The sequence below is a fragment of the Pontibacter diazotrophicus genome, assembly GCF_003367245.1.
Taxonomy (GTDB): Bacteria; Bacteroidota; Bacteroidia; order Cytophagales; family Hymenobacteraceae; genus Pontibacter; species Pontibacter diazotrophicus.
In genome coordinates, this window is sequence record NZ_QRGR01000036.1 from 40,531 (window position 1) to 58,274 (window position 17,744).

General features: G+C 46.4%; 17 protein-coding genes. 7 read left to right on the forward strand and 10 right to left on the reverse strand.

What is annotated here, in order from left to right; all coding sequences use genetic code 11:
* Nucleotides 1-218: 218 nt before the first annotated feature.
* Nucleotides 219-554, reverse strand: a complete 336-nt coding sequence (locus DXT99_RS23270) for a hypothetical protein (protein WP_147294289.1) — start codon at nucleotides 552-554, stop codon at nucleotides 219-221.
* Between the two features lie 1,231 nt (nucleotides 555-1,785).
* Here DXT99_RS23270 and DXT99_RS23275 point away from each other — a divergent pair.
* Nucleotides 1,786-2,241, forward strand: a complete 456-nt coding sequence (locus tag DXT99_RS23275; protein ID WP_115567998.1) for a hypothetical protein — start codon at nucleotides 1,786-1,788, stop codon at nucleotides 2,239-2,241.
* A gap of 110 nt (nucleotides 2,242-2,351) precedes the next feature.
* Here the strand turns inward: DXT99_RS23275 and DXT99_RS23280 are convergent, their stop codons facing one another.
* The 3 genes from DXT99_RS23280 to DXT99_RS23290 all read right to left on the reverse strand — a co-directional run bounded on the left by DXT99_RS23280 (nucleotide 2,352) and on the right by DXT99_RS23290 (nucleotide 4,820).
* Nucleotides 2,352-2,636 carry a hypothetical protein gene (locus DXT99_RS23280; protein ID WP_115567999.1) on the reverse strand — a complete coding sequence of 95 codons (285 nt, stop codon included), beginning with the start codon at nucleotides 2,634-2,636 and terminating at the stop codon, nucleotides 2,352-2,354.
* Between the two features lie 375 nt (nucleotides 2,637-3,011).
* Entirely contained in the window at nucleotides 3,012-4,100 is a 1,089-nt protein-coding gene (locus tag DXT99_RS23285; RefSeq protein WP_115568000.1) for a PAS domain-containing sensor histidine kinase, read from the reverse strand.
* A gap of 300 nt (nucleotides 4,101-4,400) precedes the next feature.
* Complete coding sequence (locus DXT99_RS23290) at nucleotides 4,401-4,820, reverse strand: STAS/SEC14 domain-containing protein (RefSeq protein ID WP_115568014.1); 420 nt, start codon at nucleotides 4,818-4,820, stop codon at nucleotides 4,401-4,403.
* Between the two features lie 348 nt (nucleotides 4,821-5,168).
* On the opposite strand from DXT99_RS23290, the gene DXT99_RS23295 reads away from it, so the two are divergent.
* The 4 genes from DXT99_RS23295 to DXT99_RS23310 all read left to right on the forward strand — a co-directional run bounded on the left by DXT99_RS23295 (nucleotide 5,169) and on the right by DXT99_RS23310 (nucleotide 7,731).
* Nucleotides 5,169-5,741, forward strand: a complete 573-nt coding sequence (locus DXT99_RS23295) for a heme NO-binding domain-containing protein (protein ID WP_115568001.1) — start codon at nucleotides 5,169-5,171, stop codon at nucleotides 5,739-5,741.
* Between the two features lie 273 nt (nucleotides 5,742-6,014).
* Nucleotides 6,015-6,449, forward strand: a complete 435-nt coding sequence (locus DXT99_RS23300; protein WP_115568002.1) for an STAS/SEC14 domain-containing protein — start codon at nucleotides 6,015-6,017, stop codon at nucleotides 6,447-6,449.
* A 45-nt stretch (nucleotides 6,450-6,494) separates the two neighbouring features.
* Nucleotides 6,495-7,064: a heme NO-binding domain-containing protein gene (locus DXT99_RS23305; protein ID WP_115568003.1), complete on the forward strand. Its 570-nt coding sequence runs from the start codon at nucleotides 6,495-6,497 to the stop codon at nucleotides 7,062-7,064.
* Between the two features lie 163 nt (nucleotides 7,065-7,227).
* A complete protein-coding gene (locus DXT99_RS23310; protein ID WP_115568004.1) occupies nucleotides 7,228-7,731 on the forward strand; it encodes a GAF domain-containing protein in 504 nt (167 codons plus the stop codon).
* A 32-nt stretch (nucleotides 7,732-7,763) separates the two neighbouring features.
* On the opposite strand, the gene DXT99_RS23315 is transcribed toward DXT99_RS23310, so the two are convergent.
* From DXT99_RS23315 to DXT99_RS23325, 3 genes are all read right to left on the reverse strand, one after another.
* Nucleotides 7,764-8,180, reverse strand: coding sequence for a hypothetical protein (locus tag DXT99_RS23315; RefSeq protein WP_115568005.1), 417 nt, complete (start codon nucleotides 8,178-8,180; stop codon nucleotides 7,764-7,766).
* 803 nt (nucleotides 8,181-8,983) lie between these two features.
* On the reverse strand, nucleotides 8,984-10,078 hold the full coding sequence (locus DXT99_RS23320; RefSeq protein ID WP_115568006.1) for a PAS domain-containing sensor histidine kinase: 1,095 nt from the start codon (nucleotides 10,076-10,078) through the stop codon (nucleotides 8,984-8,986).
* Between the two features lie 998 nt (nucleotides 10,079-11,076).
* On the reverse strand, nucleotides 11,077-13,593 hold the full coding sequence (locus DXT99_RS23325) for a PAS domain-containing sensor histidine kinase (RefSeq protein WP_115568007.1): 2,517 nt from the start codon (nucleotides 13,591-13,593) through the stop codon (nucleotides 11,077-11,079).
* A gap of 685 nt (nucleotides 13,594-14,278) precedes the next feature.
* Here DXT99_RS23325 and DXT99_RS27785 point away from each other — a divergent pair.
* Nucleotides 14,279-14,413 (forward strand): hypothetical protein, encoded by a 135-nt coding sequence (locus DXT99_RS27785; RefSeq protein ID WP_262511378.1) that lies wholly within the window; start codon nucleotides 14,279-14,281, stop codon nucleotides 14,411-14,413.
* Between the two features lie 133 nt (nucleotides 14,414-14,546).
* Here DXT99_RS27785 and DXT99_RS27185 read toward each other — a convergent pair whose 3' ends face one another.
* The gene (locus tag DXT99_RS27185) at nucleotides 14,547-14,684 is read right to left on the reverse strand and encodes a hypothetical protein (RefSeq protein ID WP_181885234.1); all 138 of its coding nucleotides are present in this window, start codon (nucleotides 14,682-14,684) and stop codon (nucleotides 14,547-14,549) included.
* A gap of 52 nt (nucleotides 14,685-14,736) precedes the next feature.
* The gene (locus tag DXT99_RS23335) at nucleotides 14,737-15,195 is read right to left on the reverse strand and encodes a DNA/RNA non-specific endonuclease (RefSeq protein WP_246000981.1); all 459 of its coding nucleotides are present in this window, start codon (nucleotides 15,193-15,195) and stop codon (nucleotides 14,737-14,739) included.
* A 356-nt stretch (nucleotides 15,196-15,551) separates the two neighbouring features.
* Between DXT99_RS23335 and ltrA the strand changes: the two genes are divergently transcribed.
* Nucleotides 15,552-16,511 carry a group II intron reverse transcriptase/maturase gene (ltrA, locus tag DXT99_RS23340; RefSeq protein ID WP_115568010.1) on the forward strand — a complete coding sequence of 320 codons (960 nt, stop codon included), beginning with the start codon at nucleotides 15,552-15,554 and terminating at the stop codon, nucleotides 16,509-16,511.
* A gap of 167 nt (nucleotides 16,512-16,678) precedes the next feature.
* On the opposite strand, the gene DXT99_RS23345 is transcribed toward ltrA, so the two are convergent.
* Nucleotides 16,679-17,518, reverse strand: a complete 840-nt coding sequence (locus DXT99_RS23345) for a DUF5694 domain-containing protein (RefSeq protein WP_115568011.1) — start codon at nucleotides 17,516-17,518, stop codon at nucleotides 16,679-16,681.
* Nucleotides 17,519-17,744 lie beyond the last annotated feature (226 nt).

The following is a 17,744-nucleotide window of genomic DNA, read 5'->3' on the forward strand; positions in this document are numbered from 1 at the left end:
ATAACAAGTGCTTCTCCCTCACTGCTGGCTTTGACTGCAACCCATGTCTTTGCCGAACTATGAGAAAGCGTAAGCATAACCTTGAAGTATGTTTCCATAGTAGAAAAGTAGAATGTGGTATGTATTAAACAAGTAAGGTTAGCAGTGAACACCACTAAGCATTTTCGACAAAACTTTGCTGCCTGTACCAAGGATGGTAGGTTACACTAATGGTATACCTACTTAGGCAGAACGATGTAATACTCTTCCTGAATAAATGTAAAGGAGTTATTTTTTAATGCATCCACATCCGCACACAGGTTGTGATGCAGGTGGCGAATAAGATAGGAGCTAACACTTAGTTCGTGAAGGTATGAGCAGAGTTCGTCAAGCCTTTCCAGATAATCTTTGTCACTGCCTGATACTGGCATGTTTACGTCCAGAAACCTTTCTATAGTAACCAGTTCTGGGAAATAAGCCTTATGCATGGCTATGGTAGCATAAAGTTTTCCAACTATGATGTTGAATTTTTCCTTTGTACCACCACTATCAGGCATTTGTAATACTTTAGGCATCGTTGCTTTGTTTGCATCGACTTACAGCGCACAGATACAAGCTATGGTACAGGTAGGCTAAAATCAATCGGTTAACATATACACCTTGTCTGTTTATTGTAAGTTTAGCTATAGCCAGGAAGGTTTGAGATGAAAATACAAAAATCTATGGTGAATAGTTCGTACTACACGCAAAAAATACTTAGAATGATTATAAGTATTTTTAACATACTGTATAAGTATTTTTTATATACTATTGTAAATATTTAAACACCCAACACGGAGCAGCAGAACGGTATGGGCAAGAGAACTGCTACGCAGGCTCTTTATTCAGAGACAGGAAAGAGGGTTTGCTTGTACGATGATGTGATGGTTTATCCAGCGGAGGTGTAAGCTCAACTAATGACTATTATACATTAATACTCAACAGTGATGTAAACACTGCTGTGATGGCTCAATGGCTGGCAGAAAGAGGCAGGAGTGAAAGGAATACACTTAATCGGGTGAGGGCAGAATGTATTGAAGATCGGAAGAATAGTTAAAGCTCTGTCGGCTCAATACAAATCTAAAGAATAATAACATCTTAATGTATAATACTTCTTAGCAACACTTGTAACTGTGCAGGGTGCTTTTCATTCATTATCTTGATAAGATACATCATCACCTCTTCATCACTTTTATTCAATTCATACTTGAAATCTAAAAGTTTATAGAATGCTTTATGATCATTCTCTCTCAGAGGCTGTTTTGATTTTATATAAAAATGCTTTTTTAACAGAAGAAAAAAACTTGAAACGCTAAAATCAGCTTATATAAGTACTTTCTTGAATTTCAATAATAGTCACTTAAAGGCACTTGTAAAGCAATAATAACAAATCAAAACAGCCTCTCAGATAAGTATTAAAGATGTAGTATAACCTTAATGCATCAGGTGCTAACAATTGCACGTTAAGATTTGTGGAAACAGCAGTAGTCATGCAGTTGATATTATAGCCTTGTATTTAAATATATTATTTTATTTATTTTTTAAAAAGGAATAACCCAAAGAATATATTTAGAGATTACTAATAGCAGGCGCAAATTAGCTAATAAGCAGTTTTCCGAGTCTGGTGAAAGGCAAGATGTATCGAAGTTTTGCTTTATATTATACACTCTCACAACCTACACCCTCCTAAAAGGGCTGTTTACTCACCCATTCCATCTATTCAAGCAGTTTCCTTCCTTTTATAACATAGTATATCTGTATTCCTAAATGCAGAATTTCACGAACTATAGGTCCTGCCATGTGGAAAACAGCGCCAATAGGGTCCAAAGCAGGTGGCTTACCAGTGTTGACAGCGAAATGTACAGAGAGGGCATGCTGCACTTGTACGGGCACATAAAGCAGCATCATTTAAGCCTCTGGCTCTACGATGCCTCTAAGTTCTCGACACCTAACATGAGTGATCAGAAATGGTCGGTGGAGGTGCTTGCCCCACTGCTCGCAGGAACCAGCCTCCGAAGGATTGCAGTGATCATGTCACAGGACGTTTTTCTGCAAACAGTGGCAGAGCAGGTGCGCAGGAATTCAATGGCAGTTTTCAAGGGCAGCATCAAGATGAAAAACTTCTTCGATCAGGATAGTGCTGCGGAGTGGCTGTTGGCAAAAAACCACAGTTTCACTCCTATCCCCGAGGATGCTATCCACAGGCAACGCCAGCATGCCTGAGCATGGTCGTGGAGCATACGTCATGGGAAAAAGCTTCTGGTGGTCGCAAGGAAAATAGACTTTAAGGCGAGTCAATACCTGTTCTGCCTCACAGATAACTTCAAGAGAGGCTAAATACCTGTCTCCTTCAATTTACTTTCAAAGTCTCTGCACAGCATCAGCGTTGCTGACAGACCAGCAGTTTCGGAAATCCTGAAATGCATGACTAAGTCAGGGTTTTCAATGCTCTGATAGTAGTAGGAGCTTAGCCCTATGTTTGGCAGTTCAGTAACAGTTATCTCCCTAAAGTTGCTGCTGAAATAATCTACCGACATGGACTTTACGACACCGCTGGCTTGGTACCTGATCTCATCGCTTTCCAACAGGGGCGCAATTCTTCCTTTGAACTTTTCCATCTTATCGAAATAAATGAAAAAAAATCAAAAACACTACTGCCGCAAATAGTCGCCCCACAGGAAACGTGACTGTTTCAGTATAAAATGAGCATTTTAAGTATTTCCCCGATGCAGATTAAGAACTAATCCCGTTACACACCACCGCTTACTCCCTTGATTTTACCCATGGTTTTATGAATGATTATATCAAGCCGTTGGATGTGCGCAAGCAAGGTGAGCCAGTGCCTCCTCTACCTCGACCACATGTCGAGGCAGGATACCGAGATAGGGGGAGACAGTGTAGACATCAGAAGAAAGCTACAGGGCAGGCTAACCGAGCTAAGAAGGGAAGGGAGAAGACAATGTGAGGTGCCAGTTGACGCAGCTTTCCTCCATTTATTCTTTGGGTATCTCTATGAAAAAGGTTGTGCCCCTGTTTTCCTCGCTCTCAAACCAGATCTTACCGTTGTGCCACTCCACGATGGTCTTGATGATGGACATGCCGAGTCCAGTGGAAGGCTCTCCTTTCAACCCCTCACGTCTTGCTGGTGTGAACTTTAAAAACAACTCGCCATGGTAACGCTTTGGGATGCCGATCCCGTTGTCCTTCACTGTTATCAGCACGGATGCCTCCTTTTCACTGACGTCAACCAGTATCACCCCATCATCATGGGTGAATTTGATGGAGTTCGAGATAAGATTGTTGATAACCTGCATGAACTTGTTCTGGTCAAGATACACATACAGCTCCTCGCTGGAAGAAGTGAACTGGAAATTCTTTTTAATCAGGAACTCCCCATCCTCATACTGCTCCATCACCTCCTTCAACTTCTCCACAAGGTCAACCCGCCTCTTAAGCACAGCCGTGTTGGAGGAAGAGAGAAACTCATACTGCACAAACTCCCTGATCATGCGGATACTCTTTTCGCTGCTCTCACGGATTATTCTTACAATATTATCAACCTCACTGTTTCCATACTCCTTCGTGTAATCCGATAGCAAGTCGGCTAAGCCCTGCACGTTAGCGATGGGACCAGCCAAATCATGTGAGAGTATTTCCAGGATGGAGTTCTTCTTGGCTGCAAACTTTTGCAGGTTGGCAATGTTTTCCTTGGCAGCGGTGATGTCCTCCACGATACCAGCCAGTACCCGCCTCCCCTGCTTGTCGGTGACAAGCTTCGGGTTCAGCAGCATCCAAGAGACAGACTTGTCGGGGAGGATGATTCGGAACTCTATGTCGTACTTGATGATGCCATCTAACAGCTCATGGTACTCCTTTATAAGGTAGTCTTTATCGTCTGGGTGAACGGTGTCTAAGATGGTGCTTGGTTTTGCCATGATGCTTTCCCTCGTCCTGTTCCACAGGTAGGAGAAAGCAGGGTTAAGGTGGGTAAATGAGGCTGCGTCTACCTCGTAGGAGAAGAGTACCTTGCTTGTTTGCCTCATTAATTCTTTAAACACCTCGTAATTGCTGGTTTGATCCATTGGTCATTGAATGTTTGTGCTTAGTGTTTACTGCGAACACTCTAAATAGTTGAATTGTGCGGAACTCGGACGCAGAGACAAGTGAATCCTCTGAATGATACATATCCCCATGAACACATCAACAGACTACTCCAATCACCAAAAGTGGTTGCGTTTAGTTGTCTCAGGACCTTTAAGTCCTTCCAAACCGTTTCGCACATCCTGCACGAGAGTCAATACAAATGCTGCTGAGCACACGCTTAGTGAGGTAGATGCTGGTTGCATCATCAATGATTAACACACTCTCTATTGGATGCATGATTACACTTTTGCTCCTAAGGAATGGTAGCGTAACCAGCTTTTCGCATCGGTTATATTACTGAATACTTTTACCTCGAAGGATGTAATAAGATTAGCAAAACTTAAAACCGAGGACTCTGCCAAGGAATCTGGGGACACTATCATTGCAAAGTACTTTAAACCTGCCTTGGCTGCCAGCGGTACCCATTCCTTTGCAGTCCACTCAAGTGAGTGGTCCCAACTACCCAGTACTTTGCTGTTGTCATTCAATACACAGCTAAACCCTGATTCCCTTACAGCATTCAAATATGCCAAGGCACCAAACTGAACGTTATCCCTTGTCAGGTAACCAATCCAGTCATTGTGTACCCATTCATTCTTTTTATCTATATCAACAGTCAGGAACACCTTCCCGAAAATATTTGGATATTCTTTTCTCATGAATACATCTTGTGCTACAAAGTTACAACTAATCATAGCAGTAGGTTAAGTTGCAATATAATATTTCATTCAGAGCCTCCGCTAAGGTCAAAAAAGCACTGTTTATTCACGAGAAAATAAACGTTTGAATATTATACATACTTAAGAGAGGTTGAGCAGCACCAGGAGCAGAAAAGCGTTTTTAAGTGAGGGTGCATCATTTGGGGGAGATAACTTAAAGAGAACAGAAGAAGCAAAGAACCTATCTTGCAAAGCTTGGCTTCCTTAGAAACTGGTACAGGAAATTTGCCTTTTAACATATCTAACAGGATTATTTTGCTATATTGTACAGACATAAAATGTTTCTGTATGGAAAAACAAGGCGATGCATTACACCTGATGCACGGCTCCATGTTTGTGCTGCTTGAACGCTTCGTTGAAAACACCCACGACCACAGCACTTGGGTAAAAATGCTTAAAGAGGCAGGCGTTGAGCATATGTCTTTTCACATGCAGGAGATGTATCCTACCCATGAGATTTTTGCCATTGTCGGTTGTTTGAGCGAGACCACAGGACAGTCTATTTTTGATTTGATGGAGGAGTTCGGGGAGTTCATGGTGCCAGACCTGATGCTGCTGTACAGCAGGTATGTCCGACCAGAGTGGCGTACTTATGAGATGCTGATTAATACAGAGGAAGCGATGCACGGTGCTGCGAGAAGGGAGGACATCAGAACTAATCCACCTAAGCTATTGGTAACAAAGAAGGGTGTTGACCAGCTTATGATAGAGTATTCGTCCAAGCGCAGGATGGCTGGCGTTGCGGTGGGCATTGTCAAAGGGATTGCCAGGTACTTTAATGAAAGCGATAAGGTGGAGGTAATGCTGCTCTCACCTGCTGATGCAGAGAATGTGCAAATCAAGGTAGATTTCCTTAGCTGAAGACACTGGAATGACTCACCATTACTTTAGAAAGAACATAAGGTTAAAATCGAAGATATTCGATTCTCTGCTTTGTCACTTCCAATAACACCTGTCAAACTTCTAATCCAACTCAAAAAAAACGTAACAACTGTAACTCTATCACCTCTTGTAGACTTATTTCTACTTTTGAGCAAATCCTATATTATAAAACCATTACTTTTGAAGGTGAATAAGCGTATCTCCTTTAGGTGAAATGGGCTTGGCTCACTAAGCAAGAACAGATTGTAGAAGATGGTTATATACAAGAACGGCTTCTTAAGGCTGGACTACGAGCCAGCATCCGACATTCTCACTTTTGAGATGCCGAATGTTGATGATATTGTCATGCCAGAGATGGAGCGAAGCTTAGCGGTTATAGTGGAGCATGTGCGAAAATACGATGTTAAGAGGGTGTTGCTGGATGCAAGACAGACAAACATCTGGGTGTATGAGGACAGCTATGCATGCCTTATCTCCGAGTTCTACCGTAACCTAATGGCAACCAGAGTCCAGAAGGTAGCCCGAATTGTCACACCCGATTCAAAAAGGGAAAAAGTCGTTTTAAATCTTTTGAACAATATGACTCTTTCGGTGAAAATCCAGCGTTTCACAGAGGTTAGTGCTGCTCTTGAGTGGTTAAAAAGTGATGTTTTACCGAAGCCTCGGCTTCAAACCCTCTCAATTTGATACATCCAGCATACTGCCCACATTACTAATAGTATTACTTACCGAATGGATAATAATAGCATAATCAGCGAAGATAAGATGCATGGTTCTTTTTTCGCTCTGCTGAAGCGTTTTGTAGAAAACTCATACGATTACAGTACCTGGGTAAAACTGCTCCAAGCAACAGGCTTGGAAGGAGCAGCCTTCCAAATGCACGAGATGTACCCCACAAAAGAACTGTTTGCCATTGTTAACAAGGCTTCCGAAGTAACAGGTATCCCGAACCATACCTTAATGGAGCAGTTTGGGGAGTTCTTAGTACCAGACCTGCTCTTGATTTACAGCAAGTACATGAATCCGAACTGGCGCACCTACGATATGCTCTTGAACACGGAATGCACTATGCATAGGGCAGTGAAGAAATTAGACGAGAGGGCGAACCCTCCTATGCTTCTGGTGACAAAGAAAGGCGAAAGGCAATTAATTGTCGACTATTACTCCAAGCGCAGAATGTCGGGAGTAGCCGTTGGCATCATCAGAGGCATCGCAAAGCATTTTCATGAGGACGACACTGTTTCAGTAACACGGCTGACTGCGGCTGAAGAGGAAAGAGTCCAGATAAGGGTGGATTTCTGAACTGATGTTGCAGTTGATTAGTTTTACCAGTAGCAACCATTCTGCTGCTGAATGCTTCATTTATGCTAACAGCGTTGTATATATATTCAGCACTGTTAACTAATCAGCTTTGTACTATACCTACACTTTTAGGTTCACTTTATTATACATATAATCTGTTAACATGGACAATACTTTTGGGATACCCATTATTCCCGATAATGAAGATGAACGACTGGCTAAGCTGCGCAGCCTCCACATTTTGGATACCTACGAAGAGAACGGAACCTTTAAGCACATTGCTGCCATTGCATCCCGTATGTTTAATGTACCAATAGCATTGGTTAATTTTGTTGATAAGGACTATGTAGTCACAAAAGCCCGTGTGGGGGTGGAAGGCTCAACCGAAGTAAGCAGGGCTATAAGCCTGTGTTCTCTGGCTGTGTTAAGGTCTGATGTCACCGTTTTCGAGAATGCCAGAGAGGAACCGTGCCTGCTGGCGAACCCCATGGTTATAGGTGATTTTGGCTTGCAGTTCTATGCTGCCGCTCCCTTGACCACATCTGATGGTTATAACATAGGGGCTGTTTGTATTGTCGACAAGGTGCCGAGGGAGTTCTCTGGTTCAGACCAGAAGATGCTTCAAACCCTTGCTGCTGCTGTGATGGATGATATTGAGAAAGCATAAAGAAATTCATTCAGAGGAGGAAGCTTAGGTTGTTATCCTCTAATGGAACGTAACCAGGCTTCAGCCTCTTTATCGTCTTCAAAAACCCTTATCTCAAAATCTTTGTCAATCCGCTGTATTAGGCTTTCGATGGTTAGGGTAACGTAAATACTTTTCGGAATTACCTGCGCCAGATAACGCAAGCCTGCGGCTTTCATTTGAGGCGTCCACGTGGTCTCTACCCAATCAAGTGCCGTATCCCAAGAACCGACCACATTCTTGTTGCAATTGAGCAGCTTCGAGTAGGGCTGCTCCTTTATCATCGCCAGCAGCTTGTAGCCACCCTCCTTAACAGTCTCCTCCGACTGCACACCGAACCACTGTGCATACAGGATAGAGCCATTGTCGATTCTTGTGGCTGTGAAAAACACATCGCCATACACTTTCTTCAACCTTACCTGCTGCTCCATCTTTAAAATTTAGTATGCATTACGCTTCCGAATAAATAATGTTGATTGTTTTATTTACTCAAAGAATGCTGCCGCAGCCACCTCTCTGAGTAAAACATTCGAACAATAACTGTGCTTGCAAAAGTAGCCCCATCTTGCTTCGACCATTCCTGCTTATCTGTTCAAAATGGGTTATGATTCTGAGTTAAGCTAACTAACACCACCCCTGCGTCAGTAAAATGGAGGCTACGTTTGCACCTCAAAATGGCAAGAATCGCTGCTCAACAAACTGTGGCTTTATCGCTTCGATACTGGATAAGCGTAACCTTACACCAACTGTTAATGCTTATGGAGACTTTTTGTGGTGAATCCAGCCAAAAACCGCAAATAATTATCCATAAACCATATAGTTCGAGTCCACTGCGGAGTAAAAGGAAAGGGGCTGTATGTAAAGGACTTTCTTTGGCTGGATAGTGATGGCATAGACTGTTCCATGTACAGCCAAAAGCTTCTCCGGGTAAAAAAGGCAGAGTTTACAACTTACCTCCTGCGGGATTTGCAGTATCCCCTTTCATGGCGTACATGCTGGAATACTGGAATATATAAGGGGGTTGGATGTGGGAAAGTTGAGCGCAAACGAAGCAGGTCAGTGCCTGCTGTACATTTATCACTTATCTAAGGACAATGTCGAGTTACAAAGGGAGTTCCAGTCAACAAAAGAGAAGCTGAAAGAGAGACTGGCGGAGTTAAATCAGAAGAACGGCAGGTAAGCCGCTTCTTCTCCTGCGGCAGCCTAAGTAACGACCATGTCCCTCCTATCCTCTCTACTCCTTCGGGATTTCAATGTAGAAGGTCGTTCCCACGTTTTCCTCGCTTTCGAACCAGATGCTCCCCTTGTGCCACTCCATGATGGTTTTTGCAATCGCCAACCCTAACCCTGTTGACGGCTCCCCTTTCAGCCCCTCCCGTCTTGCCGGGGTGAATTTCTCGAACAGCTTGTCATGGTAGCGCTCAGGGATGCCGATGCCGTTATCCTTCACCGCTATCAGCACCGATGTCTCCTGCTCGCTTATATCCACAGCGATTACTCCACCGTCACGGGTGAACTTGATGGCGTTGGAAATGAGGTTGGTAATGACCTGACCGAACTTATCTTGGTCGATGTAGACGTAGAGCCTATCGCTGGAAGAGTTGAAGCGGAACTCCCTGTTTATGATACGCTCCCCGCCTTCCAACTGCTCCATCACCTCCCTTACTTTCTTAACCAGATTCACCCTTCTCGTCACCATCGCTGCTTCAGCCGTTTCGAGGAATTCCTGCTGCACAAAGTCCCTTATCATGCGGAGGCTCCGTTCACTGCTCTCTCGGATAATCCTGATAAGGTTGTTTGCCTCAGCGTTCTCGTAGCTTTTGGTCGACTCGGAGAGGGCGTCCGCCAGACTCTGGATGCTGGCAAGTGGTCCTGCCAAATCATGTGAGAGAATTTCCAGAATGGCGTTTTTCTTAGCCCCATGCTTGTGTAGCGTGTCGATGTTTTCCTTTGCGTCAGTAATATCCTCGACCATACCTGCTATGCACCTACCCCCTGTAGCATCGGTGAAGAACTGCGGGGTCAGCAGCAGCCACAGAATCGACCCGTCAGGAGTCCGGATGCGGAATTCAATTCCGTACTTGGGTGTACCCTCCGTCAATTCATGGTATTCTCTGAAAAGGTGTTCCCTGTCCTCCGGGTGAACGGTCTCCAATAGAATGGCAGGGCTTGCTATCACACTTTCCCTTGTCCGGTTCCAGAGGTGGCTGAAAGCAGCGTTCAGGTACGTGATGGAGGCAGCGTCCACATCGTAAACAAATAGCACCTTACTTGCTTGGAAAAACAGCTTATCAAATATTCCGAATCCGAAGTTAATTTTCTCATCCATGGTTTGCAGGCTTGGGTGCGCTCGCTCCCTGTTTTACTATGGATGTTCCATAATCGTTGCCGGATATACACATCCTTTTCTGCTCCGCACTCCACACAAGAGGCTTTAGGTTGGTGTATTACAAACGGTGGTTTACTTTCCACTCTAGGATAAGGCGCTTAAGCTCATCAAACCGCTGTATTTTAAAGCAAGAAACCCGGTAAAGAAATCAAGATGAACCTGTGTTATTAGAGAACGAATTACTTAACCAAGACAACACTGGTGGAAGATGGCAGAGCTGCGGTTTGTTGCTATGCTTCGTCCCGCGAAACGTGGAATTTTGAGATTTAAAAAGAGGCCTTTGCTGTACTGGATTTAGCTGTATAGCCGGTAAGCGTCAATAAGAGGTAAGGGCACTGATGATGTCTGGAGCTCGCACTAGGTTCGCACTATTTAGCACTAGGTCCGCACTATATCTGCTCTTAATTCGCACTATGTTAGCACTAAATTCCGCACTAGGTTCGCACTATGTTAGCACTAGGTTTCAGCACTAATGAGCTAAAAACAGTGGCTTATTTGCGGCTTTAAGCAGTTTTGCTGTGGTATTGAGCAGTAGCTTTAAAGTAGTGTAGCCTTTCAGCCTGTCCCGCTGTCCCAGAAAACGGCCGTTTTACCGATATAGGTTTTGAAGGTCAATCCAGATATTGCTTCCGCGTGCTCCTGCTTGTTTTTGCTTGCCTATGCTTGTTCCTGCTGCTCTCCTGTCCCGGAAATAGAGGAATCATGAGCCTAAGGCAGATCGAGTGTTGATCATAAATGCTCTTATGCACAGCAGAGAGTTATTCTGGACATAGTTATTGCTTTAGATTGCTCCCGAACGCTAACCATTGTCCGTGCTTGCTTTTGTCCCGGAAATAGAGGGAATAACGAAACAGATAACAAAACAGGAGAACACATCCAGTGAAATAGGTGAAGCGTTCAGCGCGGGGCTCTCAAGCATAAGAAAGATTTAGGTGAGCTTAACGTCCCCAGTACTGGTTTTTTAAGTAAACCTGGAAAGCCGTGCCTACTCCAGGCGTGCTTTGCACCTCTATCCTTCCCCCGGCGTTGTCCACTATCCTTTTCACCATGTAGAGCCCAACGCCGGACCCTTCCACATGGTCATGGAAACGCCTGAACATCGTGAAAAGCTTGCTTTGCTGCTCCCCGCTAAGCCCAAGCCCGTTGTCGCTCACCTGTAGCACAGTTAAATCCGCTTCTTCGCGGCAGCTGATCTTCACAACCAGTTTTCTTGCCGGATCCCGGTATTTGATGGCGTTTGAGAGCAGGTTGTAAACGATGCTGCGAAGGTTCTTCCTGGAGAAAATGATTTTGTCACAACCGGCGATGGCCATCTCCAGCTGCGCCCCGGACTTGGATATGATTTGCCCCATATCCAGGCTTACCTCCTCTATTACCTCCTCTAGGCTTACCGCTTCCGCCAGGCTAGGCTCATCCTTCTGAAGCCTTGATATCTGCGTCAGGGTTTCGATCGTTTTCTTGAAGCGGGAAATCGATCCCCCCATCATGCCCAGGATCTTGTTCAGCTCCTCTTGCTCCTGGCTCTGCTGCGGAAGCTCCAAGAGCAGCTCCTGCATGAGCATCTCGATGTTGGATATGGGGGCTTTCAGGTCATGGGACGCGGTGTAGATGAAGTTGTCCAGGTCCGCGTTAATATGCGTCAGCTGCTTGTTTGCCGCCTCCAGCTCCCTTGCGGTGCCCTTGGCCTCCCGCTCGCTTTCCTCCAGCGCTCTGCGGGACGCGACCTGGTCGGACACATCCATCACCAGGGAGTAAAACCCCACGACCTGACCGTTGCGGAAATCCGGAACATAAGTGGTGCGAACATGCCTTAGCCCTTCCCTGTAGGGCATGGCTGCTTCATAATCCACTTTTTCTCCTGCCAAGACCCGTTCAATGTATATTTTTATTTCTTCATAGGCTTTATCTCCTATTACATCGATAATAGGAACATTAAGTATGCTTTTTTCCTTCAAATCGAACCAAGAGTTATAAGCTTTGTTTGCAAAGCGGTACTTCAGGTCCCTGTCCAGGTAACTAATCAGGACAGGCAGCGAGTCTGTGATCAGCTGCAGCTGCTGCGCAGTTGCCTCAATGGATTTCCGCGCGGCCACCTGGCCGGTCACCTCGTGCGCGTAGACAAGTACCCCGTCAATTGCGCCTTCCCCATTGCGCCTGGCCAGGTAGGTGAAGGACCAGATGATCTCCTCCAGCGGGCCTCCCTCATGGCGGGCCAGCATCAGGGGGAGCTCATTGGCCATATAGGTTTCGCCTGTCCGGTACACGTTGCCCAGAACAGCGGGAATGGGGGTGCCTTCCATTTCGGGAAGGGCCTGCAGCAAGGGTTTGCCCTGTATGTCCCTTCCAGGGAATATCTGCTGGTATACCGGATTCACCAGCTGAAGGACAAGCTCAGGGCCCTCCAGGATCATGATGGCCGCCGGGGCCTGCATGAACAGCTCCTCGAGCTGCTGCTTTTGTTGCAGGGTCTCCGCCTGCGCCAGTTGCAGGGCTTGGGTCCTGCTCCTCACCCGCTCCTCCAGCTCTGCGTTCAGGGCCTGCAGGGACTCGGCGCTTTTCTCAACCTGTCGGCGGGCCTCCACAAAATCGGTAACATCCAGCGCGAAGATGAGCATGCCGCTGATTTGCCCCTCGGCATCATAGAGCGCCTGGTAAATGAAGTTCCAGTAGATGGCCTCTAGGGGTTGCCCCTCGTACCTGGCCAATGGAACCAGCACCTCTTTCCCTTCAAAAGTCTCGCCTGTGGTGATGACGTGCTGCACGATTTCGTAGATGGGCTGATCCCTTAGCTCCGGCAGCGCCTCGAAAAGCGGCAGGTGCAGCATCTGGCGTCCTGGAAAGAGCTGCTGGTACGCGTTGTTGATGACTTTGTAAACCAGCTCCGGGCCTTCCAGCATGGCGAAAGCGGCAGGCGCCTGCTCTAACAGGCGCTCCAGGCGCAGCCGTTGCTGCTCGGCCTGTGCCAGCGCTCCCTGCTCCCTTTTCCGGCTTTGTTCCAGAAGGATTTTCGCCCTCTCTTCATCCGAAACGTTGGTCGTCTCGTGTATGATGTAGAGCACTTCATCCTGCTCGCCCAGCACGGGCGTGTTGGTGGTGCTCCAGTAGCGCTCGATGAATCCGCCAGGCCTGTCGGGGTCGGGAATGTCATACTGAAGAATACCCATCTTGTGCGGCTTCCCAGAGGAGATAACCTGCTGGAAGGACGCGCCCACGTGACTGGCTGAGGAAGCCGCCTGCCCGTCCGGGTTATCCGGGAAGGCTTCGAAGACATGCTTGCCGACAACTTCCCCTCTCGTCGTTAGCGTTGCCTGCAGATAGGCATCCGTGGCAGCCTCTATGACCAGGTCTGGTGATAGAAGAAGTATTAGCCCAGGCAGCGTTTCGAAGACCTTGTGAAATGGCACAGCCGGGCTATTATTCTCCTCCTGACGGGCGGAATTTGGGCTTTTCAACATTAGTATTCATCTTTAGGTAGACTGTATGAGTTTGCATGCTGACTGTGGTACACGAAATCAGCACCAATGCTCATTTCAACTCCAAAGTTATGGGCTTTATCTTAAATCAGTACTATTTTCTCCACCTGCTTTGGGCTCAATGCGCTAGTATTCCTGTAGCGGCACTACATTAGCCACAGACGTTTCCTGTAGGCAAAAGCACTGGGTAAGGGGAAAGTTGCTACTGCACCTTGAGGTGGGTAAGGAAAACCTGTCACAGGCGGGAGCCTTTACCGGCAGTCGCAGGCAACGTGGAAGGAGGATTAACAACATTCGTTCAACTTTTTTCAGGACGAGTCAAACCGCCGCCACCACTTTTCGGCGTCCCAAGAAACGGCGGAATTATGATACGGGCGGGAGAGATGATCCTCAACGGAAACCAACACGATTTCTGGGCTCTTTGCGGTTCACAGCTGGGGCCTTGGTTTCTTTCCCGTTGTCCCGGAAAACGTGAGAATAATGAGATCGTGGAACCTCCAGCGGCTCCTGCCCCTACAGCCTCTAAACAATCTCAGTTTGCCGTCTCAAAAATCAAAATCATTTTCTATTTCTGAGACGAGTTAATGAGATCTTTATAAGAAAGGATACTTACGTATTTAACTACCATAACAAAAGGGAAACGAAGCTAATGAGATTAATGAACCTCATGATTGTAATGATAACCAGCTACTCACGCGGCGACTTGACGCACCTCCGGAACATACTGAAGGTAGAGGCTGAGGTGTTCTTCTACTCGCTCTGTAACGATACCGAGAAAAGAAGCCAGCCACTTCCGGCGTAGTAAAGGTCAGGTCTATGCCAAGGTTGTAGAGGTAGTAGTCCTTGAGGGCTGTCTCCAGAAATTCGCATAGGGATCTACGCCCTACTCCACTCCCACCGCTCTGAATTCAAGATGTCTTGCGAACTTACAGCAACTAAAACAAAGCCTCACCCATGTGGTAGAGGACCACGCTGTATTCCCCATCATGCCGCACAGAAAGATAGTTACCGTTCTGCCAGACTATCTCTGCTCTGCGGCCCAGGTCACAGTAGTTGAATTGGTAGAGGTTCATGGCTTGGAGTCTTACATAATGATGTTAATTAACCTCATTATATTCATTATTCCTACCGTGTCGGCCCTGTGTCCACCTGGCTCTCCAGCGCCTGCTGCACCGGTACCGGCAAGGCAGTAAGCAGATCATAGCCAGTGGCCTGCTCGATGGCATCCACTGTTGTGCGGTAGGTGCCCCAGTCCGGGCGAACGGTGTTGCTGTTGGGCGTGTCGGCGGCTATCACGCGTGTGCCGGCGTTTATCCGCTGCAGGTCGTTTTTCCCTTCTTCCAGCACTACCAGCACCTTCCAGTTGCGGCCAGGAACGGTTATGTTCCCGTTGTCGATGATCCTGGCGGTGCCGCTGTCACCGGTCCCTCCTATGCCGTAGGAGCCCATCACCACATACACCTCCATGCCGTCCCGCACCAGGTCCCGGGTGTAGTCCTCCAGGTTTGCCCACGTCTCCTGGTTGTTGTTGAGAGCCTGCGGGATGATGTGTGCGCCCAGCATGGCGCGAGTTATATTCAGCAATGAATATACTCAGATTATCCAGAGGGTGCAAATCCCTTATCGGCGAGTTGGTGAAGCCGATTAGCAAGCCGCAAGGTGGTTTGGGGTGACCGATGCACTGAAGAAAGCGGGACTGCAAAAGCCTGAACTGACGAATACTCTTGAGCACGGGAGTGCGAAAAGAGCGCACGTAGTGCTGCATAAGAGGCAGGGAGTCGTGGGTAAGCAAGCACATCTTTGCAAAGCCCCTGACCAACAAACGACTTTGTGTAGATGCAGCAGGGTTAGGTGGAAGGATAAGTGTCTTACCTGGGGAGGTCTTGGAATAGATTCGGTTTCTATGAGCCAAGAAGTCAGCAGCGGTCATAGTAGTCACCATGACACTGGGTCCGATGCTAGAGCCGGTATTCCATGAGGATTCCTATGGGTACAGGCCCGGGAAAAGCGCACTGGATGCGGTGGGCAAAGCCAGGCAACGATGCTGGAGGTACGATTGGGTGCTGGACCTGGACATCAAAGGCTTCTTCGACAACATTCCGCATGAGCTGCTGATGAAGGCAGTACGCAAGCACACAGACTGCAAATGGACCCTGCTCTATATCGAGCGGTGGCTCAAAGTGCCTGTTCAGCAACGGGACGGCAGGCTTACAGACAGGGAGAAAGGAACACCGCAGGGGGCTGTCATCAGCCCTCTGCTGGCCAACCTTTTCCTGCACTACTGTATGGATGAATGGCTTCGGATAAACTATCCGGACTGCCCGTTCGAGCGCTACGCAGATGACTGTGTGTTACACTGTCTCACAGAACAGCAAGCTCAGCAGCTAAGAGAAGACCTGAAGGCGAGATTAAAAGCGTGTGGCCTGGAGATGCATCCGGAGAAGACCAAAATTGTCTACTGCAGGGACGAGGACCGACGCAAAACTTACCCGAATATGTCTTTCGACTTCCTGGGCTATACATTCAGAAGCAGGAAGTCAAGGAATAAGCAGGGTAAACACTTTACAGGTTTCTTACCGGCAGTGGGCGATAAAGCCAAGAAGGCAATCCGGGAAAGGGTTAGGGCATGGAAACTGACGGGTAGAAGTGGCAGTAGCCTCTCAAGGCTGGCCGAGGAAATCAATCCGGTTCTGAAAGGGTGGATAAACTACTACGGACACTTCTACAAATCGGAACTGCAGGAGGTATTGGGATATTTAAACCTTGTTCTCAAGAGCTGGGCCAGGCAGAAATACAAGAAACTGCGGGGCCACAAAGTCAGAGCGAGTGACTGGTTAGGGAGAGTGGCTAAAGCCGTTCCGAACCTGTTTGCACACTGGCAGCTGGGGGTAAGGCCGTAAGGGTTGGATAATAGGAGCCGTGTAAAGCGAGAGCTTTAAGCACGGTTCTGTGAGGGCGTGAGGGGGAGGTTCCCTGGCGCTACTCGACTGAGAGCCTCACCGTGGGTGATTTTGCCCACGGCAGGCTACTCGATTAGCCCTCGTTTATTGATTTTAACTATAGAGTATTAATGTATGTAAACTGAAGGTTCAATTAACTTAAAACCCGGGTGCAAATCAAACAATTGTCGAAGCATAAAAGAATGTCCCGCTCCATAAAGGATTAAAATTTTACCCGAATCGTCATTCGTTTTGGTCAAGGCGTTTCTAAATACTTTATAATCCCTATGCACTGCAATACTGGAGAGTTCAGCGCCAATATCTGAAATATTTAGAAGCATCTCTCCTGTACGCAATATCAAGTATAAATCTTTGATATTCTGATGTTCATTTAAAGCTAACAAATGTTCTTCAAGGGAAAGACTTTCAGTCAGGTGTAAATATGGTTTTAATTTTTCCAAATGTTCTATATAAATATCGTAACCTTTCTTATCCAAGATACTGTCATTACGTTCTGCACTCAATGCTCTTATATCTTTTACATAATTGTAATAGGACAACTCGTATGACTCCGAGAGAGCTTTGGATGGATCATTTGTATTAGGATCAGGCCAATCGATACCTTCTACACCACTTTTAAGCTTTAAGCGAGTTGCTAGTTTTATACCAAGCTGGAAAATTTCATTATTTTTAAGCCAAGGGTTATCCGGCTCATCTTGATGGAGGGAATACGATGTATATATTTTATACCACAAAGAGTCGCTCTGAGTAGGTTGTTCTATGAAAATTTGGTCAGGGTTAAATTTCTCTAATTTTGCGAGGATTATGTTAAGCTCATCCTGCTTTTGTTGTGATGAAATTTTCTCATCAAAATGAGCCGTTCCAAGTATCATTACTTCACGCTGTATTTGCTGTGCAATAGAGGTAGAAGTGTTAATCAGTAATAGGGCAAGTAAAAAAAATTTCATTGTTTAAGATAGGTTAATATAATTATAATTCTTTCAAATCCCATTGCTTTTAACCAGTTACCTATAGCAGATTTTTCATTATCTTCTATGTAATGAGGGCTAACCTTTAGATTAGCAGTATATCATTTTTCCAATAGCTATACTTTCATATTACCAGGCATAGATGTAACTTTTACCTATACCTGAAGAGCAGTCAGGGCACTACCTGCCTAACGAGGCGAATAGG

Excerpts from the sequence above, each read along its gene's own strand:
- DXT99_RS23310 (WP_115568004.1), top strand. The coding sequence starts at position 7,228 with ATGGACAATACTTTTGGGATACCCATTATTCCCGATAATGAAGATGAA.
- DXT99_RS23290 (WP_115568014.1), bottom strand. The coding sequence starts at position 4,820 with ATGAGAAAAGAATATCCAAATATTTTCGGGAAGGTGTTCCTGACTGTT.
- DXT99_RS23275 (WP_115567998.1), top strand. The coding sequence starts at position 1,786 with ATGCAGAATTTCACGAACTATAGGTCCTGCCATGTGGAAAACAGCGCC.
- DXT99_RS23270 (WP_147294289.1), bottom strand. The coding sequence starts at position 554 with ATGCCTAAAGTATTACAAATGCCTGATAGTGGTGGTACAAAGGAAAAA.
- DXT99_RS27785 (WP_262511378.1), top strand. The coding sequence starts at position 14,279 with ATGATTGTAATGATAACCAGCTACTCACGCGGCGACTTGACGCACCTC.
- DXT99_RS27185 (WP_181885234.1), bottom strand. The coding sequence starts at position 14,684 with ATGAACCTCTACCAATTCAACTACTGTGACCTGGGCCGCAGAGCAGAG.
- DXT99_RS23305 (WP_115568003.1), top strand. The coding sequence starts at position 6,495 with ATGGATAATAATAGCATAATCAGCGAAGATAAGATGCATGGTTCTTTT.
- DXT99_RS23345 (WP_115568011.1), bottom strand. The coding sequence starts at position 17,518 with ATGAAATTTTTTTTACTTGCCCTATTACTGATTAACACTTCTACCTCT.
- DXT99_RS23300 (WP_115568002.1), top strand. The coding sequence starts at position 6,015 with ATGGTTATATACAAGAACGGCTTCTTAAGGCTGGACTACGAGCCAGCA.
- DXT99_RS23285 (WP_115568000.1), bottom strand. The coding sequence starts at position 4,100 with ATGGATCAAACCAGCAATTACGAGGTGTTTAAAGAATTAATGAGGCAA.
- DXT99_RS23280 (WP_115567999.1), bottom strand. The coding sequence starts at position 2,636 with ATGGAAAAGTTCAAAGGAAGAATTGCGCCCCTGTTGGAAAGCGATGAG.
- ltrA (WP_115568010.1), top strand. The coding sequence starts at position 15,552 with ATGACACTGGGTCCGATGCTAGAGCCGGTATTCCATGAGGATTCCTAT.
- DXT99_RS23295 (WP_115568001.1), top strand. The coding sequence starts at position 5,169 with ATGGAAAAACAAGGCGATGCATTACACCTGATGCACGGCTCCATGTTT.
- DXT99_RS23320 (WP_115568006.1), bottom strand. The coding sequence starts at position 10,078 with ATGGATGAGAAAATTAACTTCGGATTCGGAATATTTGATAAGCTGTTT.
- DXT99_RS23315 (WP_115568005.1), bottom strand. The coding sequence starts at position 8,180 with ATGGAGCAGCAGGTAAGGTTGAAGAAAGTGTATGGCGATGTGTTTTTC.
- DXT99_RS23325 (WP_115568007.1), bottom strand. The coding sequence starts at position 13,593 with ATGTTGAAAAGCCCAAATTCCGCCCGTCAGGAGGAGAATAATAGCCCG.